Below are 11,706 nucleotides of genomic sequence, written 5' to 3'. Positions count from 1 at the left end.
TTATTCCTCTACCTGTAAGCGTCGATAAAGTATGGGGCGGGCGGCGGCGTAGGTGCCGATGCCGCCTTCGGCGGCGATGCCTGCGATTAGCGTGAAGTGGCTGCGCACGGGTTTAACGCGGTGCACTTCTTGAATGATGTCGTCTTGCAGCTCGGCGGCGTTGTTATCTGCCCGCACGGTGAGCACCAGTTCAAACGTATGCGGCGTGCCTTTTGGCTCGGTTTGCCACCATTCGCGGATGGCCACCCCAGCACCAAACGATTCCACCACGCGGCGCACCGATTGCACCGTGCCCCGGCGGCGGTGGATCTCGACCGCTTGGCGGATGCGTTCGCGCTTGATGCGCTCGGACCAGTAGGGCTTCCAGGCAGCGACGCCGAGCGACCACGCGAGCCACGGCAGTAGCTCGGTGGGGCAGTTATCCGGGTTCCATAGGTCGCGCAGCGGCGTGGGTACGTCTGATACGCGGGCGGTGGCTTCGGCGGCGCTCTTTTCTAACGCGGTGGCGTTGGCGGGTAGCAGGTGGTTATTCATGCACGCCCCCATCGGTGAGCGCGATAGCGGTGCAGTAGGTGGCTTGTTGCCTGTTGACGGTCAGCGTTTCGGTTGGGCTTGCCAGCTCGACGCGTTGGACGCCTGCGCGGTGCAGGGCGGCGTAAACGCCTGATAGCGTGATGTCCATGCCTAGCCGGTGTTGGCGATCCGCATAGCGTTGGGCTTCCGCTTGGGCTTCGGCGAGTACGACTTGGCTATCTGGCCCCGGCTGAAAGTAGAGCGTGGCGGCGATGGTGTAGGGCACGACCTCGGCCCCTTGCACCGTGACGTGGTCGGTTAAGGGACGCACGGTTTCGGCGCTGACGGCTTGCTCCACGGCATCAAGCAGCTCTGGCGGTGCGGTGCCGTCGCCCTCACGGCCTAGCACGGTGACGACGACATCACCGGGAGTGGGGCTGGTGGCACTGGCATCTAATACGCTGCCGCTGGCGGAGAGGGCGTGGAAAATGTAAGCGCCTTCTGGGCCAGCCGTTGATAGCCCTTCGAGGGAAAGCAAAATCCGCCGGCGGAAGTCGGGGTTGGTTTCGTACTCGGGCGGTACCGGGGGAATGGCTGCGGGGTCGCCTGCGTAGGTTTGCAGCCGCTTGACGTTGAAGAGTGCGCCGAGGTTGTCCAGGTCTTCATCTTCGGCATACGCAAGCATGACGGCGCGAGCCGCTTGGTTGACCCGCTGGCGAACCAGCATTTCCCGATAGGCGGCGACTTCCAGCACTTTATAGATGGGGTCGGATTCTGCGGGTACGTCAAATTCAGGGTAGCGGCCAACTAGGTCAGTTAGCAGCGCTGACAAGATCTCTTCGTAGTCGATGGCTTCGACCACGTTGGGCACGGGCAGTTGGGAAAGATCAATCGCAGTGCTCATGCCAGGGGTACTCCTACGTTCATGGCTTGGCCATCGGCGGTGCGGCCTTGCAGCTCGATCACTACGGCGCCGTGCTGCTGGGTATTGACGGTGCGGCGCGCGCCGGTGATCTGAATGCGCGGTTCCCAGCGAGTGACGGCGATGATGGTGGCGGCGTAAACCTGCATGAGGAGGGCGTCATTCATGGGCATATCGAGCAGCTCGGGCACTAGGCTGCCGTATTCCCGGCGCATGACGCGGGAGCCGATGGGCGTGGTGATGATGTCGGCGACGCTTTGGCGGATGTGTTCGATGCCATCCAACTGTTTGCCGGTGTTGATGTTCATGCCGGGCATTAGATGGGCTCTCCTGTGTTGGCGGGGCCGGGCTGAATGCCGCCGTGCTTGTGGTCGCTACCGGTGTTTTTGCCGTTGTGGGTGTGCGAGCCGCCTTGCTGGCTGTAGCTGCCGTTGCGCTGCATATCGCCTTGGTGCTTGATGCCGCCTACCCACTGCGTGCCGCCGGGGGCGTTGATTTCGATGGAGCCCGGCAGATTGATGCGTAGCACGCTGTTGGCGTGGTCGTATTCAAACAGGGCGCTATCAGGAAATAGGCGGCCGATGACCCCGGGGTCGCTGCTGGGCGGTGGAGCGGTGAGCTGGAACAGGCTGGCCATCGCGAAGGCATTGGCGGTATCGCCGCCGGGCGAAAACAATACGCACTGTTCGCCCACCGTTGGCGGGTTCCAATCGCGTGTAGTGCCTGCGCGACCTGTTACCCACGGCACCCATCCGGTGAGTAATGAACCAGATTTAACGCGCACGCGGGCGGCGTCGTGATCTACCTGGGCAATGGAGCCTAGGCGAATGACGTTTTCAATCAGGCGGAGTAGTTCGGCGACGTTGTTCATGCGGCCATGCTGCGATGGCTACGCGCGCATGGGTAGCGGCGGGCGTTGTGCCAGCCCAGTAGGACAAGTGGCGGTATGTTAGCTGGGTGGCGACAGGTGGTTCAGGACGCTTTCAGCGATGTGGTCGGCGTCTTTTGCGGTGATGCCGATGAGTTCGCGGCGGGCGTATTTGTGTTGTGGCCCGCCTTTCTCGACGCGGTCGCGCAGCCCGTAGTGATGCACTCGGGCGATGCGGGCGACGCTGCTGAAGAAACCCAGCGCAGCCTCATCGGAGGAGGTTTTGATTTTGAGGTATTTGGCGGTACCCAACTTTTTGAACATGGCTTTTCGGCGGATGGCTCCGCTTCGGCCGCGTAGCTGTTTGCGTGGCTCGTAGGGCGTGCCGTCAGGGTTGGTTTGCGCCTTGATACGCTCGCGGTTGGCGAGCCGTAGATCCCGCGCGACCTCTCTGGCCAGCACGCGGCGCTCTTTTGCGCTGAGGTTTTCGATTAGCGGCGTTAGCCAGTTGTCTAGCTGCTTTAGCTCCTGTTCGAGGGCGTCACTCATGCGGGGCTATCCCATTCCGCTACCAGGTCATGCTCTGCGTTTTCGGGGTGCTTGATGTAGAGCTGCCAGTGTTTGGCTGGGCAAGCATCGGCGGGAAATGCTGGCATTCGGTGCTCTGCGTTGATGCTGCCGGTACTGCAATCCACGTTGGCGACGACGCGCTCTGTTAGGCGAACGGTTAGCGCGAGATCCCAGTGGGTGTTGCTGAGGATCTCGGCCTCGATCTGCACCGCCTCATCTTCGATGAGATCCGGCTGGTAGGTGTTGAGCCATTGCAGTAGCGGGACCATGACCGTGTCGAGACTGCCGCTGTAGTCGGTGATGATGATTTGAGCATCGACGGTGTACTGGTGGCTCAGGTTTGTGCCGCGCGCGAACTTCACTTTTCCATCGTTCACGAAAGTGTGTAGCTGCTCGGGATTGCGTGCTAATTCGGGAACACTAGCCAGTAAATGCGCCCTTAGGTGCTTTAATTTGATCATTGTAGTGACTCGACTAGGCCGTTATGACGGGTTGCGCAGCGGTGATACTCGGCCGCCCAGGCGCTCATGGTGAGCGCGACATCGCCGCCGGTGCCGGTGGTGAGCAGGGGCAACACGCTAGGGCAGCGTTGCATTAGGTTCTGCTGTATCGGGCGCGGTTCCGGTGGCGGCGTTGTTGAGCAGGCTGATAACGCTAGGCTCAAGACAGACGCGCTGATAAATGGGCTTCTGAATTTCACGGATGATTCCCCTATCGATTACCCGTTCATTGGCTTGGAGTGTGCCCAGTCGCTCTTCAATGTGGGCGGCGATCTCTGACTCTCGCGACATTGCGGCGTCAATGGCTTGCTGGGCGGCGCGCTCGGCGGTGAGGGCGTGGCTGTCGTTTTGCCAGTTGGCGACTTGCCAGCCACCGGCGAAGGTGGCGGCCAGCGCGGCGGCGCTGGCGAGGAGGGTGAGTTTGTTCATGCGGCGTTTTCCAGGCACACGGCCTCGATTAGCACGTTGCCAACAGCCTTAACGCAGGTGTCGATGTTGGCGATGTAGCTATCGAGGTCGTTTTTATTTGTTATGAAAAACAGCTCGACGATGACGCCTTTGCCGCGCCGGATGAATGCGAGTCGGCTGTGTTGGCCTGAACCCTCTCCCTTTGCTTTTCGGTTGGTTATGCCGAGTGCGGTGGAGATGGCAATGCACAGTGCGTTGCCTAGTGGGTAGTGCTGCTGGTCACTTAAGGTTTCTACGCCTGTTGCTGATGCGTTACTGAACGCGTTGCAGTGAAATTCGACTGCGAGGTCATGCGCTACCGCTTCGTTTGCCGCTACGGTTAGGGGCATGTTTTGGCCGCGTTCACCGTCTTTTGTGAAGTAGACCTTGTCGCGTAGGTAGTCGGCTAAACGGTCACGAAAATCTAGCACCACCTGGGCTTCGGTGAAGCCATTGGCGGCGGCACCGGGGTCTTTGTCACTGTGGCCAGCGGATATAAAAAGCGACCGTTGCTGTAAGGCTGCGTATTTCACCAAGGCTTGCACGTTATTGCCTCCGTAGTGGGCGGATAAGGTGGGCGACGTTGCCGCCGGTACGGATGAGACCGATGGCCAATGCCACCATGGCGAGGGCGATTAGCCAGCGGACGGCGTCGCTTGGTGGCGGGCCAAGCACGGTTAGCACGGTGGCCAGTACGATGATTAGCCATGCGGCGAGCGATACGCCTGGGCGGTAGCGCCCACGGCGGCGAAACGTTAGCAGCCGCGCAACGACAACAAGCGCGGCGGCGATGGTGATTGCGTAGGCGATGCTCACTTTCTGCCCCCTAGCCAGGCTTTGAGATCGAGCGTTTTTACTCCCTCAATCGCTCTTAGCCCGGCGGTTACGGATACGGCGGATGCGATGAACGCGGCTACTGCAGAGTGCTCCAGCATGCTGCCGAGCGTGGCGGGGCCGCCGAGGTACCCCACCCAAAAACTGATTAGCAGGTACGCCAGGCGCTCTAAGATGCCTAGCTCTTTTGCGCTGATGACGAATAGCGTGGCGCCGCAAAATGCGCCCACGACTGCATTGGCGTCGATGCCGGGCAGCATGCCGATCACCAACGCGGCGAGCGATGCGGTACCGGCGGCAGCGGCGGTTGATGGTTCGGCCATGTGTTCCCCTTGTGTTCGTTCAGCTCCAGAGCTGGATTTTTGGCGTTTTGGTTTCGCGGGTTTCTGGCGGTGGCGGCAGTGTTACCGCCGTGCCTTCCTTGAGCACCGGCCCTTGTTCGGCGAGGTGCGGGTTTAGCTGCAGCGTTTGCTCGGTAATCGATGCGGTTCTGCCGTACACGCGGTAGAGCAGGGCGTCTAACGTTTCGCCTTGATGGGCGCGTACGACGCGGTTCATATCAGCTCGACCGTTGTGTGATTGATGCCGGTCAGCTCTGCGATGGCCCAACGGGCATCGGCGCGGTAGTCGTCTGCCGCGAGGTCTTTAGCTTCGCCGCGTTCGTCGCCTTCGCCGGTGGCGGATGCGTCGCGGTAGCGTTCTAGGAGATCCGCCTGTGCTTGTGCGTAGACGGCGCGACGGTAGAGCAATTGAAGGTCGCCGGGGGTCTGCCAGTTTTCGACCGGTACTTCGTCAATCGTGGCGCGGCCGCTTTCCTGCTGTTCGGCTTGGTAGTCGGCCAACTGGCGGTTTACATCGGCCATGGCGGCGCTCAGCGATTTTGTTAGTCGCTTGGGCGTGACGCTTTGCACGCGCTCTTCTTCACGGAAGTCGTTTGGGTTTATTTCTGGCCAAAAGCCGTTATTGGCGATGGGCTCTAGCGTTGGGCTAGGTGGGTTGGTGCCGTGGGCGATCATGCTGGCCACCTGTTAAAGAAGGGGGTGGACCGCTTTGCGCGAGGCTGAAAGCCCTTGCTTGGCGGTGCCCCCTTGCCGTCGGGGTGCGACTCGGTTGGCGGTCAGGCGGGTGCCTGGTCGCCCTGTTTTTTGATAGCGCTTTCTAGGCGCTGGATGTCTTGCTTGACGCCGATTTTGTCGTTTAGCTCTAACGCGCGTTTGAGCTGGGCCAATGCGCCTTCGTAGTCTTCGGCGGCGCGCAGGGCGTAGCCGTAGCTTTTGTGTACTTTGGCTTTGATCTCATCGTGCATATCGGCATCACCGACGATGGCGATGCAGCGGGCCATGACGTTGGCGAGGTCGTCGGCTTTGGCGTCTTCTTTTTCAAGCGATGCTTTGACGCCGTCGGCGATCTCTTCGGCCAGGATGCTGACTGTGTCGCGCTCGTATTGGTCGGGCGTATCTAGGCTGTGCTTCACGGCGTAGGCTCCAATTTGCATGGCTGTTTCGTAATCGCCCACGTCGATGCACCAGACCATTAGGGTCATGAGTACGCTGTCTTTTGCGCCTTTGCCTTCCGCTAGGACGCCGTTGATGTAGGGCATGAAGTCCGGCAGCAATTCACGCTTTTTCTCGATCTTGGCTTCAATCGATTTGATGGTTTTTAGCGTGCGGCGGGCTTCGTAGAGCGCGCGGGCGTGGAGCTCGTATTGCTCGCCTTGTTGCTGCTCGCCTGGGGTCGCGGTGCCCGCCGCTTTCGCGGCGGTCACTTGCTCAAAGTGTTTACGGGCTGGGCTTTTCATGACTTCCCCTTTTAGGCTTCTACGAACTCGATGTTTTCCACAAGGCAGCCGAAGCCGTAATCCTCAATGACGTAATCGTCATTGCTGGATTCGTAGTTTTCGATACGGTTGCGTTTAGGGTTGTCGATTACGTGACGGCGGCGACTACCCAACTGCCAGTACAGGGATAGGTTTTCCATTGATGTAATGAAGATCCCGCCATCAGGGAAGTAAGGGGCACGTGCGCCTTGTAGCCCGCCTACTCGCTTCTGGCTAATCATCATGTCTAATGCACGACTTTCCGTTGGCGTTTCGGCATGTTGCTGAATCAACGGGAAATACTTATCTGCCATCAGCTTTCGACCCATGATGGCAACCAGGCCAGTATCGTCGCGGTACCACGGGTCAATCATTTCATTCACGGCGTCGTACACGAGAGCGTCGAGGTTTGCGTAATCACCACCAGCGCCAATAGTAATTTTCCCTGCTACGGCACCGCCGGATAAAACTCGGGCAGGCGCGCGCTCGCGGTATTTCTGCAACCAACCTTTGTTTACGTCTTGAAGCAGTGGGTTCGTTGCGCGGTCGGTTTCAGCTGCGACGGCGGTACCGTTGAAGCCCACCATGATTCGATCTAGCGCTTGGCGTTTCAAAATTGCGTTACGCACTCGGGCTTGGAAGTCAGGAAAACGCGACCAGGCATCTAACTGTGCCCAGCGAAGATGCGTGTCGAACTCAGTCGGCACACACTCATAGCCGTTATCAGTTAGCTCCGATACATCACGGGTAGCGCGTTCGTTCTGCTCTGTATTGGTTCGACCTGCGATAGGCCCGGAGACGCCGAGGCCGATTTTTTGCCCCTTGATCTCATCAACGCCCACCATGTTGATCTGGCTGAGAAATTCGCTTGATTCCTGCATTTTACTTTCAAGCGTTTGTTGCACGCTGGGTGTGACGTTGAACTGCTCGGCAGAACTGGCAGCACCGTTGAGGTGTGCTAATCGATCCCGGTACTGATTGAACTTGACTCGTGTGTCGTTGCGCATTGGTGTTATCCCTTAAATTTAATGGCTCTGGCAGCTGGCTTTTTGTTGGCCAGGGCTTAGCAGTCGGTTAGCTGTTCACCGCCGCCGGTGGCGGGCGCACGATGCTTGGTATCAGGTTCGTTATCGAGCTTGGTGTACAGCTCGTCGAAGCGCTTTTGCAGCGCCGCATGATCGGCTTGCAGTTGGCTGAACTGTTCGGCGGTGGGGCGCTTTTCCAGGTCGTTACTTAGCGCGTCGAAGCGCTTGGCAAACTCTGAGAACGCGCCTTTGATGTCTGCGCCAAATGCTTCAAAGCCTTTGTTGGTTTTGGCGTCTTGACGGCTGAACAGGTTTTTTACGAATTCGCCGATGCTCGGTTTGGGTGCCTCTTCTTCTTCGAAGTTGAGGTCGACTTCAACGGCTTCGGTGAAGAGGTTTTCAGGCTTTTGCTTGCGGCTTGCCAGCGGTGACTTATCACCCGCTTCACGGCTGAACTGCATCATTTCAGTACCCAAGCTGGCAGGACTGTCAGTGACCGCTAAGCCTTCTAGGTATGCTTGATCTGTGTCGCCAAACTTGTGGTTAATTTCGATGGAGCTGTAGACCTTTTGGCGTTTCTTATTCAGCGCCTTGAGCTCTTCGGTGGGGTCGATTTCCGCAAACAGGGCTAGCTTGCCGTCTTCCACTTCTTTGGCTTCTAGTGAGATGACATCGCCCATGGCACCAAATGCGCTATCTGGTCCAATGCCGCGAATATGCTCTATCCAGACGCGAGCACCATATTTCTTGGGGTCGTAGTTGTCGGCCATCTGCTGAATCCATTCGCGTTGGATCTCGCGGCCGTCTGTGGTTGCGCCTTCTGTAGCGACGCGGAATTTTTTAGTTTTTCCAGCCATGTTGGGCATCCTGAGCGGGGTTGCTGATTGATAGCGCTCAGGTTCCGCGTGTAGCGCGTTTGGCTCAACGCTTATGCGTTGTGCGGGATTCGTAAGACAAGCCAAGGCAGGCGTGGGCATCGCGCGCGGCGGGTACGCTGGCGGCATGACGACGACAGCCCCCACCCCGATATTGAGCGCCGAGGAATCGCCGCGTATGACCGCCCGCCATCTCTACTGGCAGGGGTGGCGAGTCGCGCGTATTGCTGAGGAGATTGGCGAGAAGCCAGCCACCGTTCATAGCTGGAAAGCCCGCGACCGTTGGGAAGATGCCACGCCCACCGAACGCGTAGAGCACACGCTTGAAGCGCGAATAGTTCAGCTCACAGCATTACCGAAAAAAGAGGGCCATCATCTAAAAGAGATTGATCTTCTTGTTCGGCAAATGGAGCGCTTGGCCAGGATTCGCAAATACGACGAAACCGGGCGCGAGGGGGACTTAAACCCCAACATCGAGGCGCGCAACGCTGGGCCGAAGAAGAAGCCACGGCGCAACGCGCTGGATGATGAGCAGGTGGAAGCGCTTGAAGCGGCGTTTCTGGATTCGCTGTTTGAATACCAGGCGGTTTGGCATGAAGCGGGCCAAAAGCACCGCATTCGCAACATTCTCAAGAGCCGCCAGATTGGCGCTACTTGGTACTTCGCCCGCGAGGCTATCGTCGATGCGTTTAAGCATGGGCGGAATAAGATATTTCTCTCAGCCAGCCGCGCTCAGGCGCACATCTTCCGTAACTACATCGTCCAGTTCGTCAAAGAGGTGTGCGATGTCGAGCTGAAAGGCGACCCGATTGTTTTAGACAACGGTGCCGAGCTGCACTTTCTGGGTACCAACTCTAAAACCGCCCAGGGGTACCACGGTGACGTTTATCTGGATGAGTACTTTTGGATCCATCGCTTTGCCGAGTTCCGCAAGGTTACTTCTGGCATGGCGATGCACAAGAAGTGGCGGCAGACCTACTTCAGCACGCCTTCCAGCGTTGTCCATGAGGGTTACCCGTTCTGGAACGGTGAGCTGTTTAACAAGCGGCGCAAAAAATCCGAACGTGAAGAGTTTGATGTCAGTCACGAAGCGCTGAAAAACGGCAAGCTGTGCCCTGATGGGCACTGGCGGCAGATCGTGACCGTGCTTGATGCTATCGAGGGCGGCTGTGATCTGTTCGACCTCGATCAGCTGCGCATGGAGTACTCCTCCGAAGAGTTCGACAACCTGCTGATGTGCGGGTTTGTCGATGATTCGCAAAGCGCGTTCCCGCTGGCCACGATGAAGGCCTGCATGGTCGACAGCTGGGAAGTGTGGGACGACTACCGACCATTTGCGCCGCGCCCGGTGGGTGATCGGGAAGTGTGGATCGGTTACGACCCGACAGGTACCGGCGAGGATGGCGACGGTGCCGGGCTGGTGGTGTTATTGCCTGCTCAATCCAGCGAAGAAAAGCACCGAGTATTAGAACGGCACCGGCTAAAGGGCCAGGACTACGAGGACCAAGCCGCGTTCATCGAGGCGTTCCGCGACAAATACAACATTGGGCATATCGGCATTGATACCACCGGCATCGGTGGGGCGGTGGCAGAGTATGTTGAGAAGTGGTTCCCCACGGTCGCGCGCTATCGCTATGACGTTGCCTTGAAAACTCAAATGGTCATGCAGGCACAGCAGATCATGCGCAAGGATCGGCTCGAATTCGACGCGGGCTGGTCGGATCTCGCCGCGTCGTTCATGTGTATCAAAAAGGAGCTGACCGGCTCTGGCCGCCAATTCACCTATGTATCGGGTCGCAACAAGGTGACCGGCCACGCGGATCTCGCGTGGGCAACGATGCACGCCTTACATTTTGAGCCTATCGACGGCCCGGCCAACGAAGGCGCTGGGCAATCTGTAATGGAGATTTACGAATGACAACGACCGCTGCAGCTAAGCCGCGTCACCGCGTGTATGCCTATGAGACTGACAAGGCCGCCCAAGCGGTGGCCACCGACAGCGGGAGAATGGAGGCCTTTACGTTTGGCGACCCCGAGCCTGTTACTTCAATGCGTGATGTTTGGTATGAAGGCGTCTGGTTGACGCCCGATGAGTGGTACGAACCGCCGATCCCGCTGAGCGTGTTGGCTAAAAGCTACAGGGCAACGCCGCACCATGGCAGTGCCATGCAGGTTAAGCGGAATATACTGCTAAAGACGTTTGTACCTCATCCACTGCTACCCCGGCGTGACTTTAGCGCGGTGGCTCTTGATTACCTGGTGTTCGGCAACGGGTACTTGGAGGAGGTGAGAGGGCGGCTAGGGCGCTTACTGGGTTTACAACACCGTTCGTCAAAGTACATGCGGCGCGGTGACAATGATCGGTACTGGTGGAACCCCAACTATATGGAGCGCGTGGAGCTGCCCAAAGGGCGGACCATCCACCTGTTGGAGCCCGACATAGACCAGACCATCTATGGGGTGCCGGACTATATCGGCAGCCTGCAGAGCGCCTGGTTGAATGAGTCGGCTACGCTTTTCCGCCGCCGCTACTATCTAAACGGCTCACACGCTGGATTTATCATGTATGTGAATGACCCAGCCCACGATCAAAAAGACATCGACGCGATGCGTAAGGCACTGAAAGAGAGCAAGGGGCCGGGCAACTTCAGGAACCTGTTTCTTTACTCGCCTCGTGGTAAGAAGGACGGCGTTCAGATCATCCCGGTCAGTGAAGTGGCTGCGAAGGATGAGTTTGCTTCCATTAAGAACATTACCCGCGATGACCAACTGGCTGGCCACCGCATACCACCGCAGCTCATGGGCATCATTCCGCAAAACACTGGCGGCTTTGGTGACATCGAGAAAGCCGCCCGGGTATTCGTGGCCAACGAACTGGAGCCGCTGCAGGCGACGATGAGAGAGATCAACGAACACGTTGGTGAAGAGGTGGTGAGGTTCGATCCTTATCGGCTAGATGACCCTAACGCAGAGTGAATCAATCCACTGAACGCAGTCGCCCACTGGGGCGGCTTTTTTGTGCGCGCATACGTGAAGCTGGTTTTTGAATGAGTCGTATTAGTCTTATGATTAGCTCTATTATTCGCTACAAGCGACGCAATTCTAAGCCTGTCCCGACCGTGCACGAAGCGAGAACGCGCCTTGTGACGGCTGTACGGCCCGCCTGCCCACCCACGGCGGCGACCCACGCCGCGCTATCGTCACCCCGCCCCGCCCGCGCGCTAAATGTGGTGCTTTTTATGCACCTTTGCAGCAGCGGTTCAAGCCGCGCCACTGCTGGGCGGAAGGGCGGTTCTAATGCGCTATTTTTTTATGCGTTTTCATGCGCGTTTATGC

Annotated in this window: 18 protein-coding genes; 2 read left to right on the top strand and 16 right to left on the bottom strand. The window is 58.3% G+C overall.

Going from position 1 to position 11,706, the window contains the following annotated elements:
• The 16 genes from R0J87_RS12520 to R0J87_RS12445 all read right to left on the bottom strand — a co-directional run bounded on the left by R0J87_RS12520 (position 1) and on the right by R0J87_RS12445 (position 8,352).
• Entirely contained in the window at positions 1-534 is a 534-nt protein-coding gene (locus tag R0J87_RS12520; RefSeq protein ID WP_498886483.1) for a phage tail protein I, read from the bottom strand.
• On the bottom strand, positions 527-1,417 hold the full coding sequence (locus R0J87_RS12515) for a baseplate assembly protein (protein ID WP_498886481.1): 891 nt from the start codon (positions 1,415-1,417) through the stop codon (positions 527-529). Before R0J87_RS12515 ends, R0J87_RS12520 begins: the two co-directional genes overlap by 8 nt.
• A complete protein-coding gene (locus tag R0J87_RS12510; RefSeq protein WP_498886479.1) occupies positions 1,414-1,752 on the bottom strand; it encodes a GPW/gp25 family protein in 339 nt (112 codons plus the stop codon). The genes R0J87_RS12515 and R0J87_RS12510 overlap by 4 nt, the downstream gene beginning before the upstream one ends.
• A complete protein-coding gene (locus tag R0J87_RS12505) occupies positions 1,752-2,306 on the bottom strand; it encodes a phage baseplate assembly protein V (RefSeq protein ID WP_498886478.1) in 555 nt (184 codons plus the stop codon). Before R0J87_RS12505 ends, R0J87_RS12510 begins: the two co-directional genes overlap by 1 nt.
• 78 nt (positions 2,307-2,384) lie before the next feature.
• The gene (locus R0J87_RS12500) at positions 2,385-2,852 is read right to left on the bottom strand and encodes a phage virion morphogenesis protein (protein ID WP_498886476.1); all 468 of its coding nucleotides are present in this window, start codon (positions 2,850-2,852) and stop codon (positions 2,385-2,387) included.
• Entirely contained in the window at positions 2,849-3,334 is a 486-nt protein-coding gene (locus R0J87_RS12495; protein ID WP_498886475.1) for a phage tail protein, read from the bottom strand. Before R0J87_RS12495 ends, R0J87_RS12500 begins: the two co-directional genes overlap by 4 nt.
• Complete coding sequence (gene lysC / locus R0J87_RS12490; RefSeq protein ID WP_498886473.1) at positions 3,331-3,537, bottom strand: Rz1-like lysis system protein LysC; 207 nt, start codon at positions 3,535-3,537, stop codon at positions 3,331-3,333. The genes R0J87_RS12495 and lysC overlap by 4 nt, the downstream gene beginning before the upstream one ends.
• Positions 3,452-3,802, bottom strand: a complete 351-nt coding sequence (locus tag R0J87_RS12485; RefSeq protein WP_498886471.1) for a hypothetical protein — start codon at positions 3,800-3,802, stop codon at positions 3,452-3,454. The genes lysC and R0J87_RS12485 overlap by 86 nt, the downstream gene beginning before the upstream one ends.
• On the bottom strand, positions 3,799-4,365 hold the full coding sequence (locus R0J87_RS12480; RefSeq protein WP_498886469.1) for an N-acetylmuramoyl-L-alanine amidase family protein: 567 nt from the start codon (positions 4,363-4,365) through the stop codon (positions 3,799-3,801). Before R0J87_RS12480 ends, R0J87_RS12485 begins: the two co-directional genes overlap by 4 nt.
• Before the next feature lies 1 nt (position 4,366).
• Positions 4,367-4,636 carry a phage holin family protein gene (locus R0J87_RS12475; protein WP_498886467.1) on the bottom strand — a complete coding sequence of 90 codons (270 nt, stop codon included), beginning with the start codon at positions 4,634-4,636 and terminating at the stop codon, positions 4,367-4,369.
• Positions 4,633-4,977, bottom strand: coding sequence for a putative holin (locus R0J87_RS12470; protein WP_404473016.1), 345 nt, complete (start codon positions 4,975-4,977; stop codon positions 4,633-4,635). The genes R0J87_RS12475 and R0J87_RS12470 overlap by 4 nt, the downstream gene beginning before the upstream one ends.
• A 19-nt stretch (positions 4,978-4,996) precedes the next feature.
• Positions 4,997-5,212 carry a tail protein X gene (locus R0J87_RS12465; protein ID WP_498886465.1) on the bottom strand — a complete coding sequence of 72 codons (216 nt, stop codon included), beginning with the start codon at positions 5,210-5,212 and terminating at the stop codon, positions 4,997-4,999.
• Entirely contained in the window at positions 5,209-5,670 is a 462-nt protein-coding gene (locus R0J87_RS12460) for a head completion/stabilization protein (protein WP_498886463.1), read from the bottom strand. Before R0J87_RS12460 ends, R0J87_RS12465 begins: the two co-directional genes overlap by 4 nt.
• Positions 5,671-5,771: 101 nt before the next feature.
• Positions 5,772-6,452, bottom strand: coding sequence for a phage terminase small subunit (gene gpM / locus R0J87_RS12455; protein WP_498886461.1), 681 nt, complete (start codon positions 6,450-6,452; stop codon positions 5,772-5,774).
• A gap of 11 nt (positions 6,453-6,463) precedes the next feature.
• Complete coding sequence (locus tag R0J87_RS12450) at positions 6,464-7,477, bottom strand: phage major capsid protein, P2 family (RefSeq protein WP_498886459.1); 1,014 nt, start codon at positions 7,475-7,477, stop codon at positions 6,464-6,466.
• A 56-nt stretch (positions 7,478-7,533) separates the two neighbouring features.
• Entirely contained in the window at positions 7,534-8,352 is an 819-nt protein-coding gene (locus tag R0J87_RS12445) for a GPO family capsid scaffolding protein (RefSeq protein WP_498886457.1), read from the bottom strand.
• A 145-nt stretch (positions 8,353-8,497) separates the two neighbouring features.
• Here R0J87_RS12445 and R0J87_RS12440 point away from each other — a divergent pair, with 145 nt between their 5' ends.
• The gene (locus R0J87_RS12440; RefSeq protein WP_498886455.1) at positions 8,498-10,288 is read left to right on the top strand and encodes a terminase large subunit domain-containing protein; all 1,791 of its coding nucleotides are present in this window, start codon (positions 8,498-8,500) and stop codon (positions 10,286-10,288) included.
• A complete protein-coding gene (locus tag R0J87_RS12435) occupies positions 10,285-11,346 on the top strand; it encodes a phage portal protein (protein WP_498886453.1) in 1,062 nt (353 codons plus the stop codon). Before R0J87_RS12440 ends, R0J87_RS12435 begins: the two co-directional genes overlap by 4 nt.
• The last annotated feature ends 360 nt before the right edge of the window (positions 11,347-11,706 follow it).

The sequence above is a fragment of the Halomonas sp. SIMBA_159 genome (assembly GCF_046536035.1).
Classification (GTDB): Bacteria; Pseudomonadota; Gammaproteobacteria; order Pseudomonadales; family Halomonadaceae; genus Vreelandella; species Vreelandella venusta_A.
Note: the sequence above shows the minus strand (reverse complement) of the source record. Positions and strands in the feature narration are given on the sequence as shown.

Bases quoted from the DNA above. Each gene is read 5' to 3' on its own strand.
- R0J87_RS12520 (WP_498886483.1), bottom strand. From the start codon at position 534: ATGAATAACCACCTGCTACCCGCCAACGCCACCGCGTTAGAAAAGAGC.
- R0J87_RS12515 (WP_498886481.1), bottom strand. From the start codon at position 1,417: ATGAGCACTGCGATTGATCTTTCCCAACTGCCCGTGCCCAACGTGGTC.
- R0J87_RS12510 (WP_498886479.1), bottom strand. From the start codon at position 1,752: ATGCCCGGCATGAACATCAACACCGGCAAACAGTTGGATGGCATCGAA.
- R0J87_RS12505 (WP_498886478.1), bottom strand. From the start codon at position 2,306: ATGAACAACGTCGCCGAACTACTCCGCCTGATTGAAAACGTCATTCGC.
- R0J87_RS12500 (WP_498886476.1), bottom strand. From the start codon at position 2,852: ATGAGTGACGCCCTCGAACAGGAGCTAAAGCAGCTAGACAACTGGCTA.
- R0J87_RS12495 (WP_498886475.1), bottom strand. From the start codon at position 3,334: ATGATCAAATTAAAGCACCTAAGGGCGCATTTACTGGCTAGTGTTCCC.
- R0J87_RS12485 (WP_498886471.1), bottom strand. From the start codon at position 3,802: ATGAACAAACTCACCCTCCTCGCCAGCGCCGCCGCGCTGGCCGCCACC.
- R0J87_RS12470 (WP_404473016.1), bottom strand. From the start codon at position 4,977: ATGGCCGAACCATCAACCGCCGCTGCCGCCGGTACCGCATCGCTCGCC.
- R0J87_RS12465 (WP_498886465.1), bottom strand. From the start codon at position 5,212: ATGAACCGCGTCGTACGCGCCCATCAAGGCGAAACGTTAGACGCCCTG.
- R0J87_RS12460 (WP_498886463.1), bottom strand. From the start codon at position 5,670: ATGATCGCCCACGGCACCAACCCACCTAGCCCAACGCTAGAGCCCATC.
- gpM (WP_498886461.1), bottom strand. From the start codon at position 6,452: ATGAAAAGCCCAGCCCGTAAACACTTTGAGCAAGTGACCGCCGCGAAA.
- R0J87_RS12450 (WP_498886459.1), bottom strand. From the start codon at position 7,477: ATGCGCAACGACACACGAGTCAAGTTCAATCAGTACCGGGATCGATTA.
- R0J87_RS12445 (WP_498886457.1), bottom strand. From the start codon at position 8,352: ATGGCTGGAAAAACTAAAAAATTCCGCGTCGCTACAGAAGGCGCAACC.
- R0J87_RS12440 (WP_498886455.1), top strand. From the start codon at position 8,498: ATGACGACGACAGCCCCCACCCCGATATTGAGCGCCGAGGAATCGCCG.
- R0J87_RS12435 (WP_498886453.1), top strand. From the start codon at position 10,285: ATGACAACGACCGCTGCAGCTAAGCCGCGTCACCGCGTGTATGCCTAT.